Raw genomic sequence first — 25,742 nt, 5'->3', positions numbered from 1 at the left:
GTGCCGGATGGAGCTTTGTTTCGAGGTAAGTCGGTGATGGTCGTAGGTGGGAGTCGCGGCATCGGCGCTGCGATCGTGCGGTCGTTTGCGGGCGTCGGCGCGCGGGTCCGTTTCACGTATGCCGGGTCGCGCGACGCCGCCGAAGCGCTCGCAGCAGAGACGGGCTCGATTGCTGTCCAGGCGGATGCGGCGGATAGAGAGCAACTGCTCGCGTCGATTCGAGACGCAGGCGCACTCGATGTGTTCGTCTATAACGCGGCGCTTCTCGGCGGCGGCGATCCGCTGACGCTCGATCCGGATGCCGTCGATCGGCTGATCGACGTGAACGTACGGGGCGCATATCACGGCTCGGTCGAGGCCGCGCGCCGGATGACCGATGGCGGCCGGATTATCTCGATCGGATCCGTTCATGGCGACCGGATGCCGTTTGCCGGCCTCACCGCATACGGCATGAGCAAGTCGGCGTTGCAAGGACTGGCCAGAGGTCTGGCACGCGATTTCGGTCCGCGCGGGATCACGGTCAACGTCGTGCAGCCCGGCCCGACCGATACGGATATGAATCCGGCCGACGGTCCGCTCTCGCAGCAGATGCACGACGAGATGGCGCTCCGTCGGCACGGCACCGCCGACGAAGTGGCGAGTCTCGTGCTGTATCTGGCCGCGCCGCTCGCGCGTGGCATCACGGGTGCAATGCATACCATCGACGGCGGGTTTGGCGCTTGAACATCAGGAGACACGTATGACGCTCGAAATCGCAACGCCCGTCACGGTCTACGTGACCTATTCCGGATCGCCGCACGATCGTTTCGATCGCACCTGGTACGTCGAACGACACCTGCCGCTGGTGATGGCGAGTTGGGCCCGGTACGGGCTGGACAGCATCGCCGCCTTTTTCCCCGCCAGCCAACAAGCGGGAACGCTGGCTATCTGCGAATGCCAGTTCCGCGATCAGGCCGCCGTCGATGCGGCGTTCAACTCGCCGGAAGCAACGGCGGTCATGGCCGACGTGCCGCGATTCACCGACATCGCGCCCAGTCGTACCCGCGCCGTTTCACTCTAGACAGGACATTCCGATGACTCAAACTTTTGCTCCGTGGACAACGGCCCCGTCGCGCACGATCCGGCGCGGTCACTTCTGGATTCCGGGCGAGCGCGTCGCGATCGGCGACAAGACTTATCAACGTGGACCGATGTACGTGGAATGGGAAGCGCCGGAACAGATCACGCGAGAATGGCCGGTCGTGCTGATGCACGGCGGCGGTTTCCAGGGCACCGAGTGGTTCGACACGCCGGACGGACGACCCGGCTGGGCGCAACGGCTGGTCGAAGCGGGCTATGCCGTGCTCGTGATCGACCGGCCCGGACATGGCCGCTCGCCGTATCACATCGACACCCTGGGCAGCATGGGACCGCCGTTCTCGTACGAAGGCGGACGCCAGATTTACTTCCCCGGCGACGATCCACGTCATACCCAATGGCCGTTCGCATCGGATGACGAAGCGGAAATGGATGCGTTTATTGCCGGCTACGGACCGCTGCCCGCCGATCTCGAAGCATCCGAGACCATGGACGCGGACCGCACGGCGGCGCTGCTCGATCGCATCGGGCCGGCCATTCTCATCACGCATTCCGCGTCGGGACCGGACGGCTGGCTCGTCGCCGACCGTCGGCCGGATCTCGTCAAGGCAATCGCGGCGATCGAACCGATGGGGCCGCCATTTGCCGAGATTCCGAACATCGGGGCGATGCGATGGGGCCCGACGGCCGCGCCGTTGCGATTCGAACCACCGGCACGCGATCCCGACGCCGTGCGGCTCGCGCAACCCGGCTCGTACGCGTTGCCCGCGCTCGCCGATTTGCCGATCCTGATCGTGACCGCCGAGGCATCGGCGTTCGCTGCCGCCAGTCCGCCGACCGCCGCGTTCCTCAACGGGTGCGGCGCATCGGCCGAATTGATGGATCTCGCGGATCACGGCGTGCGTGGCAATGGGCACGGCCTGATCTATGAAAAGAACTCCGACGACGCACTCGCACCGGTACTCGCATGGTTGACGTCGAAGACGGAATTGCCGCGCGACGGCGCCGCACGCTGACATTGAATCGACACTCGGGAAGGAGGTAACAATGGATATCGGCGTAATCGGGCTCGGCGCAATGGGCCGGGCAATGGCGACGAATCTCGCGCAGGCAGGACATCGCGTCAACGCATGGAACCGTTCGGGTGGAGCGGTTGACGGCGTGACGATGGTGGCATCGCCCGTCGACGCATTCCAGAGCGACGTCGTGTTCACGATGCTGCCGGACGACAGCGTGATCCGTTCGACACTGCTTGAACCCGGCGTGCTAAAGCAGGCGAGACCCGGCCTCGTGCATGTCGTCACATCGACGATATCCGTGGCCTTCGCACGCGAACTCGCCGCGACGCACGACGCAGCGGGAATCGACTACGTGTCCGCGCCCGTGCTCGGCCGACCCGACGTGGCCGCGAAAGGCGAACTCAACGTGCTGGCAGGCGGCGCACCGCACGTGGTGGAGAAGGTCCGGCCGCTGCTCGATGTGATCGGCAAGCGTGTCTGGGACATGGGTGCCGATGCGCAGGCCGCGAATGCCGCGAAGATCGCCTGCAACATGATGATCACGATGGCGATCGAGGCGATGGCGGAAGCGGTGGTACTGACCGAAGCCAATGGACTGCCGCGCGAGCAGTTTTTCGATCTGATCCTGAACACGCTGTTCGGCAGCCGCTCGTATCAGGTTTACTCGGCGAATATCGCCGCCGGCCACTACGAGCCCGGTTTCAAGGCGTCACTCGGCCTGAAGGATCTGCGGCTCGCGTCCGAAGCATCCGAACAGGCGGGCCGTTTGCTGCCAATGCTCGCGGCCGTACACGACCGGATGGCGGCAACCGTCGCAGCGGGGATGGGCGATCGGGACTGGTCGGCAATGGCGGCGCTGACGATCGACCCGAGCATGGGCGCGCAAGCGGCGGTCGGCTCGTCTTAGTACGTGGATCGTTCGAGGCCCGGTTCGCGGCAAATGTGTCGCTGAGATTCGTCCGGGCCACGAGATGTGTATGCTTGCAACGAGCCGGACACGCCACGCAGGCAGACGGCCGGCCTTGCACGACATCTCATCGAACGACACATGAACGTCCCATCTGACGCACCAGCGGTGCGATATCACGCGTTACGTCCCCACGCATCATCCGTGCTGCCAGCGCGCCATTCGAGCACATGATGGCGACCCACGATTTCGCCTATTTCAAGCGGCCCTGGTGGGGCGTACTCGCACTGACGTTTGCGGCATTCGTATTCAATACGACGGAGTTCGTTCCGGTCGGCCTGCTGACGTCCATCGGCACCAGTCTCGACATGGAACCGACCGACGTCGGTTTGATGCTGACCATCTATGCGTGGACCGTCGCTGTCGCTTCGATGCCGCTGACGCTGCTCGTGCGCAACGTCGAGCGGCGCAAGCTGATGATGCAGGTGTTCGCGCTTTTCATCGTCAGCCATATCGTCACGGGTGTCGCGCCCAACTTCACGATCCTGATGATCGGGCGGATCGGAATTGCGTTTGCGCACGCGGTTTTCTGGTCCATTTCCGTGTCGATGGTGGTGCGCCTCGTTCCCGCCGACGACAAGAGTCGTGCGCTGGGTTTCCTGTCCATCGGAACATCGATTGCGATGGTGGCGGGCATCCCGATCGGCCGGGTGATCGGCGAAGCGTTGGGATGGCGCACGACGTTTCAGATCATCGGATGTGCGGCGGCAGTGGTGATGGCCGCGTTGTGGGTGACGCTTCCGGAACTGCCGAGCATGCGCGCGGGTTCATTGCGGAGTCTGCCTGGATTGCTGAAAACGCCGATGCTGATGGTGTTCTACGCGGTGACGGTGCTCACGGTGACGGCTCATTTTTCCGTCTACACGTACTTCGAACCGTTCGTCCATCTCGTGAATCATGCGAGCAACGGCCGCATCACGTATCTGCTAGTTCTGTTCGGTGTGGCCGGCGTACCGGCTGCGATCTGCTTCCATCGTCTATACCCAAGGCAACCGCGTCAGTTCGTGTTGGGTGCCGTGACCCTGGTGGCCGCGTGCCTGCTCCTGCTTTTTCCGTTCGCGTTGACGATCGGCACACTGTCCGTGCATGTTCTGCTGTGGGGTGGACTGATTATTTCCTTCGGGCTTGCGATGCAGGCGCAGGTACTGGAGCTCGCGCCCGACGCGACGGATCTTGCCGTGTCGCTTTTCTCGGGGCTCTATAACGTCGGCATCGGTGCGGGCGCGTTGCTTGGCAATTACATCGCGCACGAATTCGGGCTGCCTTGGGTGGGTAGTTTTGGCGGTGTGGTCGGGGTGGTCAGTGCGGTGTTTTGCTGGGTTTCGCTGGTGATTGCGCGGCGCGTGCGTGAGCGTCGGGAGTGATTGCACCAAACGCTCAGCGCTAAATAATTGACCTAACCGCATACCCCACGCCGCGCAATCCTCTGTCTCAACCTACCAACGCGCCACTCGACCACCCCAAAGAATCAAGCGGCACGCAACTCCATCCCATGTGTCTGGAAAATCGCGACCGCCTCGCGCAGCGTGCCCGTCTGATCCTTCAGCGATTGCGCCGCAGCGGCCGCTTCCTCGACCAGCGCCGCATTCTGCTGGGTGGTCTCGTCCATTTGCGACACCGCCAGCGCGACCTGATCGATACCGCCGCTCTGTTCCGACGACGCCGCCGCGATTTCGCCCATGATGTCCGTCACGCGCTGCACCGCCGACATGATCTCGCTCATGGTGCGACCGGCTTCGTCCACCAGCGCCGTACCTGACTGCACGCGCTCGACCGAGTTCTCGATCAGTGCCTTGATCTCCTTGGCCGCCGCCGACGAACGTTGCGCCAGGCTGCGCACTTCGCCCGCAACCACCGCGAAACCGCGTCCGTCTTCGCCGGCGCGTGCCGCTTCGACCGCTGCATTCAGCGCGAGGATATTGGTCTGGAACGCGATGCCCTCGATCGTCGAGATGATGTCGGCGATCTTCAGCGAACTGCGGTTGATGTCGCCCATCGTGCCGACCACTTCCGACACGACCGAATTGCCCTTGCTCGCAATCGTCGATGCTTTCTTCGCGAGCGCGCTCGCTTCTTTCGCGTTGTCGGCGTTCTGTTTGACCGTGCCCGTCAGCTCTTCCATGCTCGCGGCGGTTTGCTGGATCGCGGATGCCTGCGCTTCGGTGCGCGACGACAGATCGACGTTGCCCGCCGCAATCTGCTGCGTGGCCATCGCAATCGACTCGCAACCGGTACGCACGGTGGTGACGGTACCCGTCAGGCTCGCCTGCATTTGCGCGAGACCCTGCATCAACTGACCCATTTCATCGTCGCGGATGACCTCGACGCGCGTGCGCAGATCGCCACCGGCGATCGCATCGAAGTGACGAAGCGCCGCTTCCAGCGGCAGGCCGATCGCGCGGCCCAGCGAAATCCACGCATACACCGCGAGCGCGACGCCGGCCAGCAGCGCCAGCACGCTCAGCGTGCGCACGGTTTCGAACGTGGAGATGGCCCTGCCGTAGCCTTTGGTCGCCTTGCCCGACAGGAAGGTGGTCAGGTCGGTGTCGGACGCGATCAGGTCGTTGAAGCCGGAGGTCACTTCCTTGATGGAGCCGGCGCTCTTTGAGGCGTCTTGCGCACGGACGGCCGCATAGCCGCGATCCAGCGCATTTTGCAGCGCGAGACGCTTGACCTGGGTGGCGTCGGCAAGCGCTTTCGATTCCGTGGACTTCGGAATGGCCATGAACTTCTGCCACGCGTCGTCCGACTGCTTGCGCAGCGCAAGACCGGACTCGACGATCGCGTCCACCTGATTCGCGGCGGCGTCCGCGCCGCTGTTCAGCGCGATGATCTCGCGCGCTTCGAACAGCGCCGCGTCGCCGATATGGCGGGTCGCCGGCATCTGGTTCGCGTACGTGATGTGAAACGCATCGTTGGACTCGCTCATTCCGTACAAACCGAGACCACCGATCCCGATCAACATGATTGCGAGCAGACCCGACGTCAATCCGACGCGACCTTTGATAGACAGACTCATGTGCTTTAGCTCCGAAGCATGGCGTTATAGATGCGGTGTTCAGCCTGACGAACAGACTGTCGCTTTAACGGCATGCGTGAGCGTTTACCCGTGTGACGCAATGACGCGGCACGGGTCGCACAGCGTCGAAAATGCGTTACGCCGCCTTGACGACGTCGATGCGCAGCGCGGCGCTGCCGTCGACGATCGCCAGCAGACGATCGACGTTCGGGTGTGCGCCGGGACGGTTGCGGGCGTCGGCGGTGTGCTCCGCGAAGACCGCGAGGCCGTGTTCGGCCGCGTTGGCGTCGAGCGTGCCGAATGCCTGTTGCAGATAGTGGTAGACCGCCACCGAGCCTTGCTTGCCCGGCTGGTTTTCGATGCTGGCCACCACGTTGCCGCTGCCGTCGACCAGATCGATACGCGCGATACCGTCGATGGCGGGCAGTTGGGCGAGGTTGTCCTTGAATACGGTGGTCGGTTGAATCACTGAAAATACTCCGTTGGTTCGGTAAATGACTGGCGGCCCGTATCTTAGCCGATCGGGCCCGCGAACCCGCGCGGCCGATAGTGGTAAACCTGCATCAAAAGCCGTTCCCGCCGAAAGCAGGCAGAAGGGCTTCGCTCTTTATACTCGCCTCAATCGTTCAGACATTCAGAAAGAGCGTGACGTCGACGCGTACGCGGACGTCGCAAGGAGACACGCCATCATGGCAGCCTGGTTTCGCTTTCCCGTCCTGCTGGCCTGCGCGCTGACGCTGTGGGCGCCGTGCAGCCACGCGGAAAAGCTCACGCTGATGACCGGCGGCCCGTCGAAGATCGTCTATCTGCCGGTCGTGCTGGCCGCGCAACTCGGCTACTTCCGCGACGAAAACCTCGATGTCGAGATCCTCGCGCAACCGGCCGGCGTCGATACCGCGACCGAACTGATCGCGGGTGCGATCCAGGGCGCGGTCGGTTTTTACGATCACACCATCGATCTGCAAACGCGCGGTCAGGACGTGCAATCCATCGTGGTGTTTTCCCGTGCGGCGGGACTGGTCGTGCTGGCGTCGGCGCAAGCGTCCCGGCCGGATCAGACCGCGCCCGCGTTCCAGAGCATGGCCGACGCGCGCGGCCGTCGCCTGGGTGTGACCGGTTTCGGCGCTTCCACGTATTTCGTGACCCGCTATCTCGCGCAACGTGCGGGCGTGCCGCCGAACGCGTATAGCGTCGTCGCGCTCGGCTCGGAGCACGGCTTCGTCGATGCGATCGGCAGCGGCAAGGTCGATGCCGGCATGATCGAGGAGCCGACGGCGTCGGAACTGATCCAGAACCACGGCGCGCATGTGCTGGTCGATATGCGCAACGTCCGCGATAGCGATGCCGCGCTCGGCGGTCCGTATGCGGGCGCGTGTCTGTACGTGCAGGTCAAGTGGCTCGACGCGCATCGCGACGACGCGCAACGGCTGTCGCGCGCGCTGGTCCGAGCGTTGAATTTCATTGCGACGCACAGCGCCGGTCAGATTGCGGCGGTGGTGCCGCCGCAGTACATCGGCGTCGCGCGGCCGGTTTATCTGCGTGCGCTGGCGGCGGCGATTCCCACTTTCACGCGCGACGGCAAGATGCCCGACGGCGCGCCGGCGAACGTGCTGTCGGTGCTCGCCGCGACCAACCGCGCGATCGATCCGCAGCACGTCGATCTCGCCCGAACCTATACGGATACGTTCGTCGATCCGGCGAGCGCATCGCGATGACAACCACGACCGGTCGTCGAGACCGATCCCGAAGGATAAAGATGAGAGCAATCCGCATTGAAAGCTACGGTGGTCCGGAGGTGCTGGAGCGCGTGTCGATCGACGTGCCGTCGCCCGGTCCGGACGAGGTGCTGATTCGCGTGAAATGCGCGGGCATCAACTTCATGGACGTCCATACGCGTCAGGGCAAATACAAGGCGTCGCGCACGTATCCGGTGCGGATTCCGTGCACGCTCGGTATGGAAGGCGCGGGCGAAGTCGTCGAAACGGGCGCGGACGTGACGTCGTTCACGTCTGGCGATCGGGTGGCGTGGTGCATCTCGTGGGGCGCCTACGCCGAATACGCGGTCGTGCCGGCGTCGCGGGTTGCGCGAATTCCCGATGCGATTGGTTTCGATCTCGCCGCGGCGGCGATTTTCCAGGGATCGACTGCGCACTATCTGCTCGAAGACGTCGCGCAAGTCGGTCGCGGCAGCACGTGCCTGATTCACGCGGCATCGGGCGGCATCGGACAGTTGCTGGTGCAACTGGCGAAGCGGCGCGGCGCGACCGTGTTCGCGACGACCAGCAGCGACGAGAAAGCCGCCGTGGCGCGACAGCACGGCGCCGATCACGTGATGCTCTACGACGAAGGCCGCTTCGCCGACCGCGTGTGCGAGGCAACTGGCGGACGCGGTGTCGATGTGGTGTTCGATGCGGTCGGCCGGACCACGCTGCGCGACAGTTTCCGCGCGACGCGCACGCGCGGTCTGGTGGTCAATTACGGCGCGGTCGCGGGGTCGCTGAACGATCTCGATCCGTACGAACTCGGTGAAGCCGGATCGCTGTTTCTGACGCGTCCCCGTCTCGCGGATCATCTGGCCGACGGCGCAACCGTGCAGCGTCGCGCGGACGAAATCTTCGCCGCGCTGCTCGACGGCGCGTTGAAGATCGAGATCAGCGGCCGCTTCACGCTCGACAACGTCGAAATTGCGCACGAAGCGCTGGAGTCGCGACAGCAACTCGGCAAATCCGTGCTGATGATCGGGTGATCCGCAACCGGTCGTCAGCGCATTAGCAGACGTCGCCCCGGCGACATTCCATTTTCAATCACGCGAACCTGGTACAGCGGCCGACCGGCCGTTGGGGATACGTTCGCGCCTGTTTTTCGAGGTCATCATGACAGGTTCGTCGTCCAGCACCCTGCCGGCTTCCGGCGCTGCGGCACATGCGCCGGAATCGCGCGCGCGTTCCGTGTTCCGCGTCGTCAGCGGCAATTTTCTCGAGATGTACGACTTCACCGTCTACGGCTATTACGCGGCGGCGATTGCGGCGACGTTCTTCCCGTCGACGAGCGAATTCGCGTCGCTGATGCTTGCGCTGTCGGTGTTCGGCGCGGGCTTTCTGATGCGGCCGGTCGGCGCGCTGGTGCTCGGCGCGTATATCGACCAGCACGGTCGTCGCCAGGGGCTGATTCTGTCGTTGACGCTGATGGCGATCGGCACCGCATGCGTGGCGCTGGTGCCGGGCTACGCGACGATCGGACTGGCGGCGCCCGCCATCGTGCTGTTCGGGCGGCTGTTGCAAGGCTTCTCGGCGGGCGTGGAACTCGGTGGCGTGTCGGTGTATCTGTCCGAGATCGCGACCAGGGGCAATCGCGGCTTCTACTGCTCGTGGCAGTCGGCGAGCCAGCAGGTCGCCGTGGTGTTCGCCGCGTCGATCGGCGTGTTCCTGAACCGCGTCGTGCCCGCGCACGACATGAATGCGTGGGGCTGGCGGATTCCGTTTATCGTCGGTTGCCTGATCGTGCCGTTCCTGTTCTACGTGCGCCGTTCGCTGCGCGAAACCGACGAATTCGTCGCGCGCAAGCATCATCCGGCCATGGCAGAGATCATGCGTTCGATGGCGAAAAATGCGCGTCTGGTGCTGGCCGGCATGGGTCTCGTCATCATGACGACCGCGTCGTTCTATCTGATTACCGCGTACACGCCGACGTTCGGCAAGGTCGTGCTCAAACTGTCGTCGCTCGACGCGTTGATCGTGACGGCGTGCGTCGGTCTGTCGAACTTCGTCTGGCTGCCGATCGCCGGTGCCGTGTCCGACCGGATCGGCCGTCGTCCGGTATTGCTGACCTTCACCGTGCTGGCAATCCTCACTGCATATCCGGCCTTGCAATGGATGGTCGCCGCGCCGTCGTTCGAGCGTTTGCTGATCGTCGAATTGTGGCTGTCGGTGCTGTACGCCTGGTACAACGGCGCGATGGTCGTCGCGTTGACGGAACTGATGCCCGCCGATGTGCGGACCACCGGTTTCTCGATGGCATATAGTCTTGCTTCGATGCTCGGCGGCTTCACGCCCGCGATTTCGACGTGGCTGATCCACGCAACCGGCGACAAGGCGTCGCCGGGCATGTGGATGAGCTTCGCGGCATTGTGCGGCGTCGTATCGACGCTCGTGCTGTACCGGTCGAAGGCCGCCCGCACGCATTTCAAAACCGCATAGCGACGCTTCGGCGTCCATCGGCAACGCAAGGAACGATTGCAATGAGGCTGCTGCTGGTCGAGGACAACGATCAACTGGCTCACTGGCTGGGACGCATCCTGGAAGACGACGGCTTCACGCTCGACCGGGTGTGCGACGGCGCGGCCGCCGAAAGCGCGTTACGCACGATGCCGTACGACGTCGTGCTGCTCGACCTCAACATTCCGCAACTGTCCGGCAAACAGGTGTTGCGCCGGATGCGCGAGCGCGGCGACGCGACGCCGGTGCTGATTCTGACCGCCACCGGTTCGGTCGATGAAAAAGTGGTGTGCCTGAGCGCGGGCGCCGACGACTACGTCGTCAAGCCGTTCGACGCGCGCGAGCTGGTCGCGCGCGTCAAGGTGCTGGCGCGCCGGCAAGCGCCTTCGCGTTCGAACCGTCTGCGTTGCGGCGATCTGACGTACGACATGGATCGCCGGCAGTTTTCGGTGGGCGCCGAACCGTTGACGCTGACGCCGCGCGAACATGCGGTGCTCGAAGCGTTGATGTTGCGCGCTACCAAAACCGTGTCGAAGTCGATGCTCGCGGATTCGTTGAGCAACGCGAACGCCGCGACCAGCGAGGACGCGATCGAAATCTACGTGTCGCGTCTGCGCAAGAAGCTCGAAAAGAGCACGGCGACGATCATTACGCTGCGAGGGCTCGGCTATCTGATCGAAGACGGCGACGATGATGAATAGCCTGCGGCTGCGTCTGCTGCTATGGCTGCTGTTGCCGACCACGGTGTTCGTGATCGCCGCGGGTTTCATCACACGCAGCAACGCGCTGCACACCGCCGATCTGTTGCAGGACGGCGCGTTACTGTCGTCCGCGCGGGTCATGGCGGGCGACGTGGGCTGGCAGGACGGGCATCTGTACGCCGACGTCTCGCCAAGCGCCATCGAAATCCTCAGTTCGCCACACGCCGATCTCGTGTTCTACAGCGTGCGCGAAGCGGGCGGCGACATGATCGCGGGCACGTCCGACTTTCCGCGTCTCGAACCGAAAACGTCGCCCGAGTGGTACGACACGCATGTCGATGGCCGCGCGATTCGTGCGGTGTCGGTGGTCCGGCAGTTGTACGATGCGGGCGCATCGCGACGCGTGATCGTGTCGGTAGGGCGCACGACGCGCGAGCGCGACGCGATGGCCGCGCAGTTGTGGTGGCCGCAAATGCTGGTATTCGCGAGCATCGTCTGCATTTCGGCGATCGTCGTGTGTGTCGGGTTGACGTTCGAATTGCATCCGTTGATGCGGGTCGCGAAGGGCATGGTCGAAAGTCCGCCCGACGCGTCGGTGCGCCTGCACGCGGAACCGTTGCGCAACGAGCTACGGCCGATCGTCGATGCGTTCAACAAGAGTCTCGACGTGATCGCGCGGCAAACCGCGACGCAGCGCCGCTTTATCTCCGATGCCGCGCATCAGTTGCGCACGCCGCTGACGTTGCTCGGCACGCAGTTGCAATATGCGCGGCGTCAGCAGGACGTCGCGAGCATCAAGGAAACCTTGCTGGCGATGCAACGCAGCAACCGTTCGCTGGTGTCGCTGACGAATCAGTTGCTGCTGCTCGCGCAGGCCGAAGCCGCCGACTACGCGCACTTCGAGAATCGCCCGGTCGATCTGCGCGACGTCGCCACCGATGTGATCGAGCAGCTTGCGATGCTCGCGCAGCGACGGCAGATCGAACTCGCCGCGCAATTCGACGCGAACAGCGTCGTGATGGGCAGCGCGCAATTGCTGTCGGTGCTGCTGTTCAATCTCGTCGACAACGCGATCCGCTATACGAAGGCGGAAGGGCATGTGGTGGTGTCGATCGCGGGCGAACCGTCGGGCGTCACGCTGAGCGTCACCGACGACGGGCCGGGCATCGACGCGTCGTTGCGCGAGCGCGTGTTCGAACCGTTTTTCCGCGCGGCGGACGGCGAGGGCAGCGGACTGGGGCTGGCGATCGTCCGCGAAATCGCGCGCGCGCATCGTGCGGAAATCCAGGTTCGCAATCTCGACGGCGCGAGCGGACTGGCGGTGTCGGTGCGCTTCGCGCCGGAACGCGGTGGATGAGCGGCGCGCGTCGAATCCGCGCGTGAATAAAAAAACGGCCGTCTCTGTGAAGAGACGGCCGTTTTTGCGTCGCGTTGGGTTGTGATGCGCTTAACGCTTATCGATCGAATACTTGCCGGGACCCGTTACCACCAGCAACAGCAGACCGCCCATGATGCTGACGTTCTTGTAGAAGTTGATCATGTTGGCGTATTGCTCCATGCCGGTCATGTTCCAGTAGTGGTGACCGATGATGGCGGTGCCGAGCGTGTACAAGGCCAGCAGCAGCGCCAGCGGACGCGTATAGAAACCCACGCCGATCGCGATGCCGACCGCGAATTCCATCACCACGGCAATGATCGCGGAGAGCGTCGGAACCGGCGCGCCGGTCGATGCCATGTACGCGACCGTGCCGGAAAATCCCGTCAGCTTCGACCAGCCGAAGATCACGAACAACACGACGAGCAGCAGTCGGGCAACCAGAACGAGTTGGTCTTTGCGGTTTTCGAACAGTGTGTAGCGCATGATGTTTTTGACTCTCTGATTTAAAGGTTATTGCTGGATCGGTTGCGTCGCGCTGGCTGGGTTGCCGTGCGTTCGCCATCCATGAACACCAGTGTACGTCAATCAGAGAGGCTGTAATATACTAAAAAATGGAAAGACTGTCCCCGTTTGGTGGACAATTAAGCCCATAGCAAAAACGCCCGCGACGTGTCCGTCGCGGGCGTTTCGGGTGCTGCGCCGCGTCGAGCGGCGCGGCCGATGTCGCTTACTGCGCGCCGAGCTTCTTGATCAGCACGTCGAGCTGGCTCATTTCGTCGTCGGTCAGGTCGGTCAGCGGTGCGCGCACCGGACCTGCGTCGTGACCGACCAGCTTCGCGCCGGCCTTCACGATGCTGACCGCGTAGCCTGCACGGCGGTTGCGGATCGCCAGGTACGGCAGGAAGAACTCGTCGATCAGCTTGCCGACGGTCGCGTGATCGTCCGCCGCGATCGCGCGGTAGAAGTCCATCGCGGTCTTCGGGATGAAGTTGAACACCGCCGACGAATACACCGGCACGCCCAGCGCCTTGTACGCCGCTGCGTAGACTTCCGCGGTCGGCAGGCCGCCGAGATACGAGAAGCGGTCGCCCAGACGACGACGGATCGTCACCATGTTTTCGATCTCGCCCACGCCGTCCTTGAAGCCGATCAGGTTCGGGCAACGGTCCGCCAGACGCTCGAGCATGTCGGCGTTCAGCTTCGAATTGGCGCGGTTATAGATGATCACGCCCATGTTCGGCACCGACTTGCAGACTTCTTCTGCGTGCAGCGCGATCCCGTCCTGCGAGGCTTCGGTCAGGTAATGCGGCATCAGCAGGATGCCGTTTGCGCCGTTGCGCTCGGCTTCCTGCGCATAGGCAATCGCCACGCGCGTCGGGCCGCCGGCACCGGCGAGGATCGGCACCTTGCCCTTGCAGACTTCGGTCGCGGTGCGCACGACGTTGGTGTAGTCGCTATGCGTGAGCGAGAAGAATTCGCCCGTGCCGCCTGCCACGAACAGCGCCGACGCGCCGTACGGCGCGAGCCATTCGAGGCGCTGCGCATACGTATCGGCGCGGAAGTCGCCCTTCGCATCGAAGTCGGTCACGGGGAAAGACAGCAGGCCTTCGGAAACGATCTGCTTGAGTTCTTGCGGTGTCGTCATGTTGGGATAGTCCAGTGCAACGTGTTCGTTTTCGGTGATTGCTTATACGTCATCGTATAACAGTGTTTGGGTGCTATCAACGCAGTTTTAAGCACTTGTGGCGTTTCTAGGGTAAATACCGAAGTCGTTGCACTGCATCAATGTTGTAGGATGACGTATGAATTGATGCAATGAGATAAGCGTTTTTGCGTCGATCGCAATCACCGCGTCACGCGCGCAGCGTCAACTGTCTACACACCACACACAAAGCTTATGACTGATTCGAACCTTGACCGCCCGCAGTCCCAGAAACCGTTTCGCCGCCTGCTGCTGACGGGCGCGGCCGGCAATCTGGGGCGGCAATTGCGCGGCGTACTGGCCGCGTGGGCCGACGTCGTCCGCGTGACGGATATCGCGCCGCTGGGCGATGTCGCCGCGCATGAAGAGGCATCGTGCGTCGATCTCGCGGACGAAGCCGCGGTTCTCGCGCTGCTCGAAGGCGTCGATGCGGTCGTGCATCTCGGCGGCATTTCCGTCGAGGCGCCGTTCGCAGATCTGCTCGAAGCGAATATTCGCGGCTTGTACAACCTGTATTCGGCGGCGCAAAAGCAGGGCGTCAAGCGGATCGTGTACGCGAGCTCGAATCACGCGGTCGGCTTTCATCCGGTGACGTCGGTGGTGGATGTGGACGCGCCGCTGCGTCCGGACAGCCTGTATGGCGTGACGAAGTGCTTCGGCGAATCGCTGTCGCGCTATTACTTCGACCGCTTCGGTCTGGAGACGGTATGTCTGCGGATCGGTTCGTCGTTCGAGCAACCGAAAAATCCGCGCATGCTCGTCACGTATCTGAGCTATCGCGACTTCATCGAACTGGTGCGCTGCTCGCTGTTCACGAATCGGGTCGGGCACGCGGTCGCGTACGGCGTGTCGGATAACCGCGTCAAGTGGGTCGACAACACCAAGGCGGCGTTCCTCGGTTTCCGGCCGCAAGACAGTTCGATCGAATTCGAACATCTGTTCCCGGTCGGCGCACCGACCGCCGAACTCGACGATCCGACCCAACGCTATCAGGGCGGCCCGTTCGTGCTCGCCGGCCCGATGGAGCCGAAGCGTTGAGCGCCGCGTCGAATCCGCGCGTGGAGCGCGTCGAGGCTGCCGGGACGACGCCCGCGACGGTCGGCGAGTCCCCGGTATGGCGCGCGGCCGAACAGGCGCTCTACTGGGTCGACATTCCGGCGCAGAAGATCGTGCGCGTGCGTGCCGACACGGGCGAGCGCACCGACTGGCAGTTGCCGGAGAAAGTCGCATGCATCGCATTCGATGCGCGCGGCACGGTGCTGGCCGGTTGCGAAAGCGGCCTGTTTGCGGTGACGTTGCCGGAAGCTCAGCCGGGCGGCGCGGGCGCTGCCGAAGCCATGAGCGTCACGGGCCGCAAGCTGGCCGCGCCGGGTTTCGCATCGTCGAACATGCGGTTCAATGACGGCCGGTGCGATCGCCAGGGCCGCTTCTGGTCCGGCACGATGGTTCAGGATATGTCGCTCGCCGATCCTGCAGGCGCGTTGTATCGCTACGACACGGACGGCGTGCTGTCCGCGCCGGTGATCGATGCGCTGATCGTGCAGAACGGGCTGGCATGGTCGCCGGACGGCACGACGATGTATCTGTCCGATTCCCATCCGACGCGTCGCCTGATCTGGGCGTTCGATTACGACGTCGCATCGGGCGAGCCGCGCAACCGTCGCGTATTCGCGGATCTGCATCACTATGTGGGCCGCCCCGACGGCGCGGCAGTCGATGCCGATGGCTGCTACTGGATCTGCGCGAACGATGCCGGCGCGCTGCTGCGCTTCACACCGGAAGGCAAGCTCGACCGCCGCATCGACGTGCCGGCGATCAAACCGGCGATGTGTGCATTCGGCGGCCGCGATCTCGACACGCTGTTCGTTACGTCGATCCGTCCGGGCGAAGGCGCGACCGAACACGACGGTCATCTGTTCGCGTTGCGCCCGGGCGTCACCGGGCTGCCCGAACCGGAATACGCCGGCACGCTTCACGCGTAGCCGCGTCGCAAACGACCGGGCGCTGGCGTCCGGTCGTTATCTCCGTTTACCTGATTAATTCATCACTCGTCGTACAACAACGCGCTGGCACTACGTTGGCCTTCCGCGCTGATCCAGCGTGATGGAGCCAGTATGGCCACGCCGTTTATCGCGCGTGAAGCCTTTCTCGACGCTGATTTTCCCAGTATTTCAATCGGTATCTATGACGCCTTACAGTTGGCGTGCGGGTAAATACCGGCTGTACAACTTAGACCTCGTTTTATAAACTTTCATACGTTGTCGTACAACAGACGAGTTTAACGATACGCGATGGAGACAGCGTCATCGTTCATGCATTCCGCACGCACGCGGCGATGCATGTCAGCCAGGCCAAGGCTGGACGAGTCGGGTTGTCGGAGAGGATTGCCAACTGTTCGGGGGACGTAGAACCGGCGGCAAGTGATCCCTCTCAAGCCTCAGTGACGCATTAAAACTAAGCCGAAGCATCCGGATCGCCGGGTGATCCATCTTTCAAGGAATGTCACGATGAAAACGAAGTTCGCTTCTTCCCATGTTTCGATGTTCGTCGCGGCCGCTGCACTGGCATTCAGCACCGGCGCAGCGCACGCACGCACGTTCCGCGTCGCCGACGTGCACAGCGACACCTATCCGACCAATATGGCCGTGAAGTACATGGGTGAGGAGATCAACAAGGCAACCGGCGGCAAGGATTCGGTGAAGGTGTTCGGCAATAGCGCACTGGGTTCGGAAAACGACACGATCGACCAGGTTCGCATCGGCGCACTCGACATGACGCGCGCAAACGGCGCGGCGTTCAACGAAATCGTGCCGGAATCGATGATCCCGTCGCTGCCGTTCCTGTTCCGTGACATCGATCATTTCCGCAAGGTGATGTACGGCCCGGAAGGCCAGAAGATTCTCGACGCGTTCAAGGCCAAGGGCATGATCGCGCTGACGTTCTACGAGAGCGGCGCGCGTTCCATCTACACGAAGAAGGCGATCCATTCGCCGGCTGACATGAAAGGCCTGAAGGTGCGCGTGCAACCGTCCGACCTGATGGTCGACGAGATCAAGGCAATGGGCGGCACGCCTACGCCGATGCCGTTCGCCGAAGTCTATACGGGCCTGAAAACGGGTCTGGTGGACGCTGCTGAAAACAACCTGCCGTCTTACGAAGAAACCAAGCACTTCGAAGTCGCGCAGGTCTACTCCGAAACGCAGCATTCGATGACGCCGGAAGTGCTGGTGTTCTCGAAGAAGGTTTGGGACACGCTGACGCCGCAAGAGCAGGACATCATCAAGAAGGCCGCCGCCGACTCCGTGCCTTACTACCAGAAGCTGTGGACCGCGCGTGAAGCCGACGCGGCCAAGACGGTCACGAAGGGCGGCGCGACCATCCTCGCGTCGTCGCAGGTCGATCGTGCGGCATTCGTGAAGGCCATGCAGCCGGTGTGGACCAAGTACGAAAAGACGCCGCAAATGAAGCAGCTGGTCGACGAAATCCAGGCCGTCAAGTAAGCAGAAGCAACGCACTAGCAGCGACACGCCAGGCAGAGCAATTTGCCTGGCTTTCCGCGTGCGCGGCCGCCTCCGGGCGGTTGCGCAAAAAGAATCCTGAATATAAAAAAGTCCGTCTTACGCAAGGATGGGGTCAATGCGATTCATCAAACGTCCCAATGATTTTCTGTTTCGCCTGCTGATGATCGTGGCGTCGCTGAGTCTTGCCGGACTCAGTCTGATGGTGTTTTACAGCGTCGTGATGCGCTACGTATTCAGCGACGCACCCGACTACGTCGAGCCCATCGCCTTGCTGCTGGTGATCGTGATCGCGATGTTCGGCGCAGCGTTGAAAGTGCGCGAGAGCGGTCATATCGGACTCGATTCGCTGGTCAAGAGTCTGCCGCCCAAAGGCCGGGTCGTCGTCGAAGCGTTCCAGCATCTGTGCCTGATCGCATTCGCGGTGGCGATGCTGTTCGGCTGCCTGCAAATGGCCGAGACCACGATGGAAGACAAGATTCCCATTCTCGGTTTGCCCGAAGCGCTGCGTTACTGCATTCCGCTGATCGCCGGGGTTTGCATCATCCTGTTCTCGCTCGAACATCTGCTGAACCTTTTCGCACCGAAACACAAATAGAGCAATCATGGAACTTGCCATTCTCGCTGTTAGCTTCCTCGTCTTCCTCGTTCTCGGGGTTCCTGTTTCGTTTGCGTTGGGCCTCTCGTGCGTCATGACGTACCTGTACGAAGGCCTGCCTGCGGCAACCGCGATGCAGTCGATGATTTCGGGGATGAACGCATTCTCGTTTCTCGCGGTGCCGTTCTTCATCTTCTCCGGCGAACTGATGCTGCACGGCGGTATCGCCGATCGCATCCTGCGCTTCGCGCAAGCAACCGTCGGTCACTTTCGCGGTGGCCTCGGGATGGCCAACGTGGTCGCGTGCACGCTGTTCGGCGGCGTGTCCGGTTCGCCGACCGCCGATACGTCGGCGATGGGCGGCGTGGTGATTCCGTTGATGAAGCGCGAAGGGTATAGCGCGGCCTACGCGGTCAACGTGACGACGCACTCGTCGCTGGCCGGCGCGCTGATGCCGACGTCGACCAACATGATCATCTACGCGTTCGCCGCGCAGGGCATCACGGGAACGCTGAACGGTCATCAACTGAGCGGCGTGTCGATCGGCGACCTGCTGTTCTCGGGCTTGCTGCCGGTGCTGTGGGTGATGGGCTTCGTGCTGATCGCCGCGTACTGGCAAGCGGTGCGCTACGGCTATCCGCGTCGCCCCGACGGCTCGACGGCGGTGCAACGCTTCCCCGGCTGGTTCGCGGTGGGCCGCACGTTCCTCGGCGCGCTGCCTGGCCTGATGGTGATCGCGATCATTCTGGTGTGTGTGGCCAAAGGCATTGCGACGGCTACCGAAGCAGCCGCGATCGCGGTGATCTATTCGCTGGTGCTGACCATCGTCGTGTACCGGACCATGACCGCGAAGAAGCTGTTCGTCGCGCTGTCGCGGGCCGCGAAAACCACCGGCGTGGTGCTGCTGCTGATCGGCGTGTCGAACATGCTGCGTTACCAGATGGCGTATCTGGAGATTCCGGATGCAATCGAACGTTTGCTCGACGGCGCGACTTCGATTCCGTGGCTAATGCTGCTGTACATCAACCTGATCCAGATTTTCCTCGGCACCTTCGTCGATATGGCGGCGCACATCCTGATCACGACGCCGCTGTTCCTGCCGATGGCGATGCATAGCGGCGTGGGCCCGGTGCAGTTCGGCATCATGATCCTGCTGAATTGCGCGCTCGGTCTCGTTCACCCGCCGATCGGCTCGGTGCAGTTCATCGGTTGTGCGATCGGCAATGTGTCGATCGGCGAGACGACGAAAGTCGCGTGGCCGTATTACCTCGCGATTTTCAGTGCAATCAATATCGTTACGTACGTACCGATGTTCTCGACGTGGCTGCCGAGCATCATCAACGGCCACCCTGTTTATTGACCCCGCGAACCCGGACGCGGCTTCGATGCCGCGCCGAACCAGAGCAAGAATAATTTTTCACAGAGGAGCAGAAATGAAAAAGGCACTAGTAACCTCGGCCCTTGGGCTGGTCGCCCTCGGCGCGCATGCGCAGAGCAGCGTGACGCTGTACGGGATCGTGGATACAGGGATCGGCTATCAAAGCAGCCAGGCGTCGCTCGGCGCGACAGCCGGTGGCCGTTCGGTCGTGAAGATGGTCAACGGCATCTGGGCCGGTAGCCGCTTCGGCCTGAAGGGCAGCGAAGATCTCGGCGGCGGCACGCGGACGATCTTCCAGCTCGAAGAAGGTTTCAACAGCGCGACGGGTGCGCAATCGGTGTCAGGTCTCGCGTTCAACCGCCAGGCTTATGTCGGTATCGCCAACGCGAACTACGGTACGTTCACGGCCGGCCGTCAGTACACGTCGTATTACACGATGCTCGCACCGTATAGCCCAACCACGTGGCTGACGGGCGCATACGGCGCGCACCCGGGCGATATCGATTCGCTCGATACGCTGTACCGCGCGAACAACTCGCTGGTGTACACGTCGCCGAGCATGCACGGTCTGACGGTCAGCGGTTCGTACTCGCTGGGCGGTGTGGCCGGTCGTCTGAACGCAGGCTCGACGTGGAGCGCGGGGATCCAGTACCTGAACGGTCCGGTCGGCATCGCAGCCGGCTTCCAGCGCATCAACAACTCGACGTCGGGCGGCGGCGCGTGGGGTGCGGATTCGACCACGTCGAACGCAGGTGCCGAAGCGGGCGTGTCGGGCATCAACAACGGCTACTCGACGGCGCAGGCGCAACAGCGCGTGGCGGTGACGGGCGGCTACGCGTTCAACTCGCAGTGGGACGTGTCGTTCTCGTATTCGAACGTGCAGTACATCCCGGGCATCAACTCGAAGTTCCGCAACACGGCTATCTTCAACACCGGTGGCGCTGTGCTGCACTTCAAGCCGTTGACGGCGCTGGATCTGGCCGCGGGTTACAGCTACACGCGCGCAACGCAATCGAACGGCATCACGAGTTCGGCGCGCTACCAGCAGTTCAACCTGTCGCAGTACTACAGCCTCTCCAAGCGCACCGGCCTGTACGCGCTCGAGGCGTATCAACGTGCGGGCGGTCAGACGTTGGGTACGAACGGCGCGGGTAACATCATCAGCGCAACCGCCGACATCGGCGACGGCCAGAACAGTGCACCGTCGTCGTCGCGCAGCCAGTTTGCTGCAGGCGTCGGCATCATCCACAAGTTCTGATCGTGGCATGCCGTGGCGGCGTCGGGCGAGTCTGCCGACGCTGCCACGGCAGTCTGGCTAGCTGGTTTTCTCCGCAGCGCCGCCGTCCGGCGGTTCGCTGCATCGACATTGCGACAACGGCCTGATCCAGTCAGTCGCCTGGCTTTGCAACCGCTGCGCCCGCGATGTGATGGCGCGCCAGCGACGCTTCGACAAATCCCGAGCTTTTCATTTCTTCGACGAACGCCGACAGATAGGCCGCCGCGTCGTCGCCCTTTGCTTTCGGCACGCCCATCGCCTGGCGAATCACCATGAAGCGCTGATCGAGCAAGCGCAAGCCGCCGGCTTTCGATGCGTCCTGTTCGAGCTGCTGCCTGACGCCCGCGGCGACGCTCAGATGCTGGTCGAGAAAGCCCTGAACCACGGCGGGGGAAGTTGGAATCCGCACGATGGTGGCGCGATGCAGTTCGCGCGTGAGGAACAGATCGTACGCACTGCCTTTGCCGACCGCCACCGTGACGCCGGGTTGATCGACCTGCGCGTTGGTCTTGATCCGCGAGTCGTCGTGAACCAGATAGAACCCTTCGATCAGCACATACGGTTGCGTGAAGCCGATGTCCTGGCCGCGCTTCGGATCGACCGCGAAGAAGCCGATATCGGCCTTGTCCTGACTCACGTTTTCAACCGACGCCCCCGCCGATTTCACCGCGACCAGTTGCAGCGGCACGCCGAGCCGCCTGGCGAATTCGGTGGCGAGATCGACGGATACGCCGACTGGTTTGCCGGTCTGCGGATCGAGTGTCGCGAGCACCGGATTGCCGAGATTGATCGACGCGCGCAGTGTGCCGCTCGGCGCGAATACCGACGCCATCGATGCGCTGGCGTGCGCGGCCGGCGGGTTCGTGGTCTGTGCGAGTGCGGGTGTCTGACTGCCTGCTAACAACATCGACCATGCCGCGAAAAATGCGATCCGGCCTTTCGCCGTCGAAAGCTTGGTCATTGTATGGTGCCCGTGGTCCGTGATGTTTTTTGCCGGTCGGCTTTGGCGCGGCGCCGCAGATGGCACCGCATTCGCGACGACTTTAACGCATCGGCACGACGCGTTGCAGAACGCGTCGCAGAACTCGATTACGGACACGGCCCGGCCGGGCGACCGGGCGGCACGGATCAATGCGTCGAGTCGCGCATCCGGTCGATCTGATCGTTGAGGCGCGCCACCGACGTCGCCAGAAACGCGGCGCGCGCATCGAGTCGCGACAGCAGCAAGGTGACGATCAGAATCGCGAGCGCGAACGGAATCACGGCCGCCGCGAGCCATTGCGGTTTCACGGCGCTGGCCGCGCCGCATATCGAACCGGGCGCGAAGTCCGCCGCTGCCATGCCGGTGTAGTGCATGCCCGCGATCGCGATTCCCATCACGCATGCCGCGCCGATCCGCTTCGGCATCAGGTGCTGCTGATCCGTGCCGCGCAGCGTGTGCGCGAGCCACAACGCCGCTGTCGATGCGGCGATGGCAATCACGATGGACAGCGCGAACAGCGTCGGATCGTAGTGGATCGCCGGGTTCATCAGCAGCGCGGCCATGCCGACGTAATGCATGCCGGCGATACCCAGACCCATCAGCACGCCGCCCGCGACCAGATGCGACAGTTTCAGCCGCTCGCGCGTGACGATCTGCAGCGCGAACCACGAGACCAGAATGGCGATCGCGAGCGAGTAACAGGTGATCGCGAAGTCGTAGCCGACCGGGATGCTCATCGAAAACGAAAGCATGCCGATAAAGTGCATCGACCAGATACCGAAGCCCATCGCCAGTGCGCCGCCCGCGAGCCAGATCTGTCGCGAGCGCGCATAGGCGAGCAGCGAGAGCCGGTCAGCGAGATCGAGTGCGGTGTAGGAAGCAAGCGTCGCGACGATCAGCGAAAAGGCGACGAAGCCGAGGTTGTAGTGGCTTTGCATGGTCCGTGGCTTTCACAAAAGCTCGATTAATGGTTATTGGCAGCTTCGCGCGGTTTTCCGGTAGCGAAGTGACACACTATTCGCATTGGCCTGTGCGGTTATCGATTGATTTCGGGTTTTTATGTTGTCGTTGAATTAACCGGTTATTCGGCGAATTCCGGTCATCTGGATTCAATGCGAATAACGATAATGGAGTGCGCAGTTTAGAGCAAGCTGCGTGAAATACGATAAGGGAATGCGCGAGGTGGAATGTCGGCGGGCTTTGAGGTGTGCGCCTGCAGCTCGGCGGATCAGGCAACCGGCAAGCGGCTGGCAAGTAACCGAAGGAATAGTCGAGTGGACCGCGCACGCCAATTGCTGTGATATTGACGTGCTGAAGCGGATTGGGGTGTCGAATCGGAATGCGAACCTGAAAAGATAATTTTTTTCGGGCAGGCCTTCAGATCGAAAAAATATCGCCGTTGATACCGGTTGGCTTAAAGCCGTTTTAAGCGGGCGCGCGAATCCGGATTCGTCGCGCCGGTGTGGTTATTGCTGGCGCATTACCGTTCGGCCATCGCCGAGATCGACGCTTTCACCGATATTCAGTGTCTGAACCTGCTGAACCTGTTGCGCTGAAAACTGATGCGCCGGATCGAGAAAGACCGACATCGGATAAACGAACGTGCCGGTTTTCCAGAAGCGCCGGTCGAACGTCACCGCGAATTGCCGCTCCGCTTGCGTAACCGGCGTCAACGCCGCCAGCTTCGCGCGAACCCGCGTGACATCGCCGCGAACCAGTTCGCGTTGCGAATTCAGCAGCATCGAAATGTCGCTCGCCGGGTCGGTGTGCGCCGCGCAGTCTTCCGACGCCGCAATTGCCGCTTCACCGGCCTTGACCAGGTCCATCAACCAGCGATTCGTGCCGGACAGTGTGTTGTGTTCCGCCATGTGTGCGTTTCCATTCAGTTCAGACTCGTCCGGATTTTAGCGGTCATTCATGATGCGCTGCATGAATTCGACGAAGCCGCGCAGCGCGTCGGTTCGCGCGTTGCTCACGCCGTTTCTTGCGCCTTCAGGAAATCGACGAATGCGCGGAGTGGCGCGGGCAGATGACGCCGTCCGGGATAGTAGAGAAACGGCCCCGAAAACGGTTGCCACCACGGTTCGAGAATCGGCTCCAGCGCGCCGCTGTCGAGATGCGCGCGCAACATGTCCTCGAACAGATGAATCACGCCGACGCCCGCGACAGCCGCGCTGACCGCGAGATCGATCGCAGCGCCGGGACGCACCAGCAGCGGTCCCGATGGATCGAGCCGGACCACTTCGCCGTCGTGCTCGAAAATCCACGTGGGCATCGCGCCGCCTGCGAACTGGCCACGCAGGCACGCGTGATCCAGCAGGTCGCGTGGATGCCCGGGGCGGCCGCGTGCGTCGAGATACGCGGGCGACGCAGCGGTGGCGAAGCGTTGCAAGCGCGGACCGATCGGCAAAGCGATCATGTCCTGTTCGAGCTTCTCGTCGTAGCGGATTCCGGCGTCGCAACCGATCGACAGCACATCGACGAAGCCGTCTTCCACGACGACTTCGACGCGGATGTCCGGATAGGCTTTCAGAAACGGCGCGATCACGCCGGGCAGCACGATCCGCGCGGCGCTCGACGGTACGTTCAGCTTCAGCGTACCGGTCGGCGTTTCGCGGAAGCCGTTCAGCACGTCGAGCGCGGCTTCCATTTCGCTGAATAACGGCGTGAGCGTGTCCAGCAGGCGCGACCCGGCTTCGGTCGGCGCGACGCTGCGGGTGGTGCGGTTCAGCAAACGCAGTCCGAGCTTCGCTTCGAGCCGGCGCACGGCGATGCTCAGACTCGACGGCGACACCCCGCCGATTCGCGCCGCATCGCGAAAGCCGCCCGCGCGCGCAACCGAGACGAACGCGGCAAGATCGTTCAATTCCATCGTGATTGTTCAATTTGTTAAACAACCCGTGCAATCTAGATGGGATTTTTAAACAGCGCAATCCCCGCCATACTGGTTTCACGTTCACTGCACTGCGCAATGGCACGTTCAATCAAGGAGAACTGCAATGTCACCATCCAACGTCGCCGGATCCGGCTCGCCCGCTTCTTCGTATTTGCTCGGCGGACGGTCGGTCAATCGCCTCGGATACGGCGCGATGCAACTGGCCGGGCCGGGCGTGTTCGGACCGCCGAAAGATCGTGACGCGGCGCTCGCCGTATTGCGCGAAGCGGTCGCGCTGGGCGTCGATCATATCGACACCAGCGACTTCTACGGGCCGCACGTGACCAACCAGATCATTCGCGAAGCGCTGCATCCGTACCCGGACGCGCTGACCATCGTGACCAAGGTCGGTGCGATGCGCGGCAACGACGGCGCGTGGCTGCCCGCGTTCGAACCGGCGGATCTCGAACGCAGCGTCCACGACAATCTGCGCAATCTCGGCATCGAGTCGCTCGACGTCGTCAATCTGCGGATCATGGGCGACATCCACGCGCCGAGCGAAGGGCCGATCGCGAAACAGGTGACGGCGCTCGCCGAACTGCAACGCAAGGGCTTGATCCGGCATATCGGCCTGAGCAACGCCACGTCGAAGCAAGTGGCCGAAGCGCAGCAGATCGTGGAGATCGTGTGCGTGCAGAACCAGTACAACCTCGTGCAGCGCGGCGACGACGCACTGCTGGACGAACTCGCGGCGAAGGGCATTGCGTACGTGCCGTTCTTCCCGCTCGGCGGATTCACGCCGATCCAGTCGTCCGCGCTATCGACGCTGGCGCAGACGCTCGACGCCACGCCGATGCAGGTCGCGCTGGCGTGGCTGCTGCATCGCTCGCCGAATATCCTGCTGATTCCAGGCACGTCGTCGGTTGCGCATTTGCGGGAGAACATGCAGGCCGCGCAACTGCGGCTGTCCGATGCCGTGCTCGCGGAACTGAATGCGATCGGTGCGGGTGCGGGCGCAGGCGGTGCGCAGCATTGAGC

The 25,742-nt window shown here is 62.9% G+C and carries 24 protein-coding genes and 1 pseudogene; 17 read left to right on the top strand and 8 right to left on the bottom strand.

Going from position 1 to position 25,742, the window contains the following annotated elements; all coding sequences use genetic code 11:
- Nucleotides 1-15 precede the first annotated feature (15 nt).
- From bdcA to PW947_RS05620, 5 genes are all read left to right on the top strand, one after another.
- Nucleotides 16-723 carry an SDR family oxidoreductase gene (bdcA, locus tag PW947_RS05640; RefSeq protein WP_366146094.1) on the top strand — a complete coding sequence of 236 codons (708 nt, stop codon included), beginning with the start codon at nucleotides 16-18 and terminating at the stop codon, nucleotides 721-723.
- A 16-nt stretch (nucleotides 724-739) separates the two neighbouring features.
- Entirely contained in the window at nucleotides 740-1,060 is a 321-nt protein-coding gene (locus PW947_RS05635; protein ID WP_299630081.1) for an EthD family reductase, read from the top strand.
- A gap of 13 nt (nucleotides 1,061-1,073) precedes the next feature.
- Nucleotides 1,074-2,093, top strand: coding sequence for an alpha/beta hydrolase (locus PW947_RS05630; RefSeq protein WP_299630080.1), 1,020 nt, complete (start codon nucleotides 1,074-1,076; stop codon nucleotides 2,091-2,093).
- Nucleotides 2,094-2,124: 31 nt separating this feature from the next.
- Nucleotides 2,125-3,003, top strand: a complete 879-nt coding sequence (locus PW947_RS05625; protein ID WP_299630079.1) for an NAD(P)-dependent oxidoreductase — start codon at nucleotides 2,125-2,127, stop codon at nucleotides 3,001-3,003.
- Between the two features lie 233 nt (nucleotides 3,004-3,236).
- Nucleotides 3,237-4,427 carry a sugar transporter gene (locus PW947_RS05620; RefSeq protein WP_299630595.1) on the top strand — a complete coding sequence of 397 codons (1,191 nt, stop codon included), beginning with the start codon at nucleotides 3,237-3,239 and terminating at the stop codon, nucleotides 4,425-4,427.
- Nucleotides 4,428-4,531: 104 nt separating this feature from the next.
- Here the strand turns inward: PW947_RS05620 and PW947_RS05615 are convergent, their stop codons facing one another.
- Nucleotides 4,532-6,082 carry a methyl-accepting chemotaxis protein gene (locus PW947_RS05615; RefSeq protein WP_299630078.1) on the bottom strand — a complete coding sequence of 517 codons (1,551 nt, stop codon included), beginning with the start codon at nucleotides 6,080-6,082 and terminating at the stop codon, nucleotides 4,532-4,534.
- Between the two features lie 136 nt (nucleotides 6,083-6,218).
- Nucleotides 6,219-6,551, bottom strand: coding sequence for a DUF2322 family protein (locus PW947_RS05610; RefSeq protein ID WP_299630077.1), 333 nt, complete (start codon nucleotides 6,549-6,551; stop codon nucleotides 6,219-6,221).
- A 220-nt stretch (nucleotides 6,552-6,771) separates the two neighbouring features.
- On the opposite strand from PW947_RS05610, the gene PW947_RS05605 reads away from it, so the two are divergent.
- From PW947_RS05605 to PW947_RS05585, 5 genes are all read left to right on the top strand, one after another.
- Nucleotides 6,772-7,797, top strand: coding sequence for an ABC transporter substrate-binding protein (locus PW947_RS05605; protein ID WP_299630076.1), 1,026 nt, complete (start codon nucleotides 6,772-6,774; stop codon nucleotides 7,795-7,797).
- A 41-nt stretch (nucleotides 7,798-7,838) separates the two neighbouring features.
- On the top strand, nucleotides 7,839-8,828 hold the full coding sequence (locus PW947_RS05600; RefSeq protein ID WP_299630075.1) for a quinone oxidoreductase: 990 nt from the start codon (nucleotides 7,839-7,841) through the stop codon (nucleotides 8,826-8,828).
- A gap of 127 nt (nucleotides 8,829-8,955) precedes the next feature.
- Nucleotides 8,956-10,278 carry an MFS transporter gene (locus PW947_RS05595; protein WP_299630074.1) on the top strand — a complete coding sequence of 441 codons (1,323 nt, stop codon included), beginning with the start codon at nucleotides 8,956-8,958 and terminating at the stop codon, nucleotides 10,276-10,278.
- Nucleotides 10,279-10,319: 41 nt separating this feature from the next.
- Nucleotides 10,320-10,997, top strand: coding sequence for a response regulator transcription factor (locus tag PW947_RS05590; protein ID WP_299630073.1), 678 nt, complete (start codon nucleotides 10,320-10,322; stop codon nucleotides 10,995-10,997).
- Nucleotides 10,987-12,354, top strand: a complete 1,368-nt coding sequence (locus PW947_RS05585) for a sensor histidine kinase (protein ID WP_366146093.1) — start codon at nucleotides 10,987-10,989, stop codon at nucleotides 12,352-12,354. The genes PW947_RS05590 and PW947_RS05585 overlap by 11 nt, the downstream gene beginning before the upstream one ends.
- A gap of 90 nt (nucleotides 12,355-12,444) precedes the next feature.
- Here the strand turns inward: PW947_RS05585 and PW947_RS05580 are convergent, their stop codons facing one another.
- Both PW947_RS05580 and kdgD read right to left on the bottom strand, forming a co-directional pair.
- Nucleotides 12,445-12,858, bottom strand: coding sequence for a DoxX family protein (locus PW947_RS05580; RefSeq protein ID WP_299630072.1), 414 nt, complete (start codon nucleotides 12,856-12,858; stop codon nucleotides 12,445-12,447).
- Between the two features lie 244 nt (nucleotides 12,859-13,102).
- On the bottom strand, nucleotides 13,103-14,020 hold the full coding sequence (gene kdgD, locus PW947_RS05575; RefSeq protein ID WP_299630071.1) for a 5-dehydro-4-deoxyglucarate dehydratase: 918 nt from the start codon (nucleotides 14,018-14,020) through the stop codon (nucleotides 13,103-13,105).
- A 252-nt stretch (nucleotides 14,021-14,272) separates the two neighbouring features.
- On the opposite strand from kdgD, the gene PW947_RS05570 reads away from it, so the two are divergent.
- From PW947_RS05570 to PW947_RS05545, 6 genes are all read left to right on the top strand, one after another.
- Nucleotides 14,273-15,115 (top strand): NAD(P)-dependent oxidoreductase, encoded by an 843-nt coding sequence (locus PW947_RS05570; protein WP_299630070.1) that lies wholly within the window; start codon nucleotides 14,273-14,275, stop codon nucleotides 15,113-15,115.
- Nucleotides 15,112-16,059, top strand: a complete 948-nt coding sequence (locus tag PW947_RS05565; RefSeq protein ID WP_299630069.1) for an SMP-30/gluconolactonase/LRE family protein — start codon at nucleotides 15,112-15,114, stop codon at nucleotides 16,057-16,059. The genes PW947_RS05570 and PW947_RS05565 overlap by 4 nt, the downstream gene beginning before the upstream one ends.
- A gap of 525 nt (nucleotides 16,060-16,584) precedes the next feature.
- Nucleotides 16,585-17,577: a TRAP transporter substrate-binding protein gene (locus tag PW947_RS05560; protein ID WP_299630068.1), complete on the top strand. Its 993-nt coding sequence runs from the start codon at nucleotides 16,585-16,587 to the stop codon at nucleotides 17,575-17,577.
- 136 nt (nucleotides 17,578-17,713) lie between these two features.
- Nucleotides 17,714-18,193, top strand: a complete 480-nt coding sequence (locus PW947_RS05555; RefSeq protein WP_299630067.1) for a TRAP transporter small permease — start codon at nucleotides 17,714-17,716, stop codon at nucleotides 18,191-18,193.
- 7 nt (nucleotides 18,194-18,200) lie between these two features.
- Nucleotides 18,201-19,553 carry a TRAP transporter large permease gene (locus PW947_RS05550; protein ID WP_299630066.1) on the top strand — a complete coding sequence of 451 codons (1,353 nt, stop codon included), beginning with the start codon at nucleotides 18,201-18,203 and terminating at the stop codon, nucleotides 19,551-19,553.
- A 73-nt stretch (nucleotides 19,554-19,626) separates the two neighbouring features.
- The gene (locus tag PW947_RS05545; RefSeq protein WP_299630065.1) at nucleotides 19,627-20,829 is read left to right on the top strand and encodes a porin; all 1,203 of its coding nucleotides are present in this window, start codon (nucleotides 19,627-19,629) and stop codon (nucleotides 20,827-20,829) included.
- A 130-nt stretch (nucleotides 20,830-20,959) separates the two neighbouring features.
- On the opposite strand, the gene PW947_RS05540 is transcribed toward PW947_RS05545, so the two are convergent.
- The 4 genes and pseudogenes from PW947_RS05540 to PW947_RS05525 form a co-directional block, all read right to left on the bottom strand.
- A complete protein-coding gene (locus PW947_RS05540) occupies nucleotides 20,960-21,679 on the bottom strand; it encodes an ABC transporter substrate-binding protein (protein WP_299630593.1) in 720 nt (239 codons plus the stop codon).
- A gap of 314 nt (nucleotides 21,680-21,993) precedes the next feature.
- A pseudogene (locus tag PW947_RS05535) lies at nucleotides 21,994-22,767 on the bottom strand (MHYT domain-containing protein); the annotation flags it as partial.
- Nucleotides 22,768-23,295: 528 nt separating this feature from the next.
- Nucleotides 23,296-23,697, bottom strand: coding sequence for a hypothetical protein (locus PW947_RS05530; RefSeq protein WP_299630064.1), 402 nt, complete (start codon nucleotides 23,695-23,697; stop codon nucleotides 23,296-23,298).
- Between the two features lie 104 nt (nucleotides 23,698-23,801).
- Complete coding sequence (locus tag PW947_RS05525; RefSeq protein ID WP_299630063.1) at nucleotides 23,802-24,701, bottom strand: LysR family transcriptional regulator; 900 nt, start codon at nucleotides 24,699-24,701, stop codon at nucleotides 23,802-23,804.
- Between the two features lie 127 nt (nucleotides 24,702-24,828).
- Here PW947_RS05525 and PW947_RS05520 point away from each other — a divergent pair, with 127 nt between their 5' ends.
- Complete coding sequence (locus PW947_RS05520; RefSeq protein WP_299630062.1) at nucleotides 24,829-25,740, top strand: aldo/keto reductase family oxidoreductase; 912 nt, start codon at nucleotides 24,829-24,831, stop codon at nucleotides 25,738-25,740.
- Nucleotides 25,741-25,742 lie beyond the last annotated feature (2 nt).

Origin of the sequence: Paraburkholderia sp. (assembly GCF_028283785.1) — a bacterium.
GTDB lineage: Bacteria > Pseudomonadota > Gammaproteobacteria > Burkholderiales > Burkholderiaceae > Paraburkholderia.
Note: the sequence above shows the minus strand (reverse complement) of the source record. Positions and strands in the feature narration are given on the sequence as shown.

Coding starts and splice junctions, on each gene's coding strand:
- PW947_RS05550 (WP_299630066.1), top strand. CDS start 18,201: ATGGAACTTGCCATTCTCGCTGTTAGCTTCCTCGTCTTCCTCGTTCTC.
- PW947_RS05625 (WP_299630079.1), top strand. CDS start 2,125: ATGGATATCGGCGTAATCGGGCTCGGCGCAATGGGCCGGGCAATGGCG.
- PW947_RS05615 (WP_299630078.1), bottom strand. CDS start 6,082: ATGAGTCTGTCTATCAAAGGTCGCGTCGGATTGACGTCGGGTCTGCTC.
- PW947_RS05635 (WP_299630081.1), top strand. CDS start 740: ATGACGCTCGAAATCGCAACGCCCGTCACGGTCTACGTGACCTATTCC.
- PW947_RS05525 (WP_299630063.1), bottom strand. CDS start 24,701: ATGGAATTGAACGATCTTGCCGCGTTCGTCTCGGTTGCGCGCGCGGGC.
- PW947_RS05545 (WP_299630065.1), top strand. CDS start 19,627: ATGAAAAAGGCACTAGTAACCTCGGCCCTTGGGCTGGTCGCCCTCGGC.
- PW947_RS05605 (WP_299630076.1), top strand. CDS start 6,772: ATGGCAGCCTGGTTTCGCTTTCCCGTCCTGCTGGCCTGCGCGCTGACG.
- PW947_RS05540 (WP_299630593.1), bottom strand. CDS start 21,679: ATGGCGTCGGTATTCGCGCCGAGCGGCACACTGCGCGCGTCGATCAAT.
- PW947_RS05600 (WP_299630075.1), top strand. CDS start 7,839: ATGAGAGCAATCCGCATTGAAAGCTACGGTGGTCCGGAGGTGCTGGAG.
- PW947_RS05590 (WP_299630073.1), top strand. CDS start 10,320: ATGAGGCTGCTGCTGGTCGAGGACAACGATCAACTGGCTCACTGGCTG.
- PW947_RS05560 (WP_299630068.1), top strand. CDS start 16,585: ATGAAAACGAAGTTCGCTTCTTCCCATGTTTCGATGTTCGTCGCGGCC.
- PW947_RS05630 (WP_299630080.1), top strand. CDS start 1,074: ATGACTCAAACTTTTGCTCCGTGGACAACGGCCCCGTCGCGCACGATC.
- PW947_RS05520 (WP_299630062.1), top strand. CDS start 24,829: ATGTCACCATCCAACGTCGCCGGATCCGGCTCGCCCGCTTCTTCGTAT.
- PW947_RS05580 (WP_299630072.1), bottom strand. CDS start 12,858: ATGCGCTACACACTGTTCGAAAACCGCAAAGACCAACTCGTTCTGGTT.
- PW947_RS05555 (WP_299630067.1), top strand. CDS start 17,714: ATGCGATTCATCAAACGTCCCAATGATTTTCTGTTTCGCCTGCTGATG.
- PW947_RS05585 (WP_366146093.1), top strand. CDS start 10,987: ATGATGAATAGCCTGCGGCTGCGTCTGCTGCTATGGCTGCTGTTGCCG.
- PW947_RS05570 (WP_299630070.1), top strand. CDS start 14,273: ATGACTGATTCGAACCTTGACCGCCCGCAGTCCCAGAAACCGTTTCGC.
- PW947_RS05530 (WP_299630064.1), bottom strand. CDS start 23,697: ATGGCGGAACACAACACACTGTCCGGCACGAATCGCTGGTTGATGGAC.
- PW947_RS05595 (WP_299630074.1), top strand. CDS start 8,956: ATGACAGGTTCGTCGTCCAGCACCCTGCCGGCTTCCGGCGCTGCGGCA.
- PW947_RS05620 (WP_299630595.1), top strand. CDS start 3,237: ATGGCGACCCACGATTTCGCCTATTTCAAGCGGCCCTGGTGGGGCGTA.
- kdgD (WP_299630071.1), bottom strand. CDS start 14,020: ATGACGACACCGCAAGAACTCAAGCAGATCGTTTCCGAAGGCCTGCTG.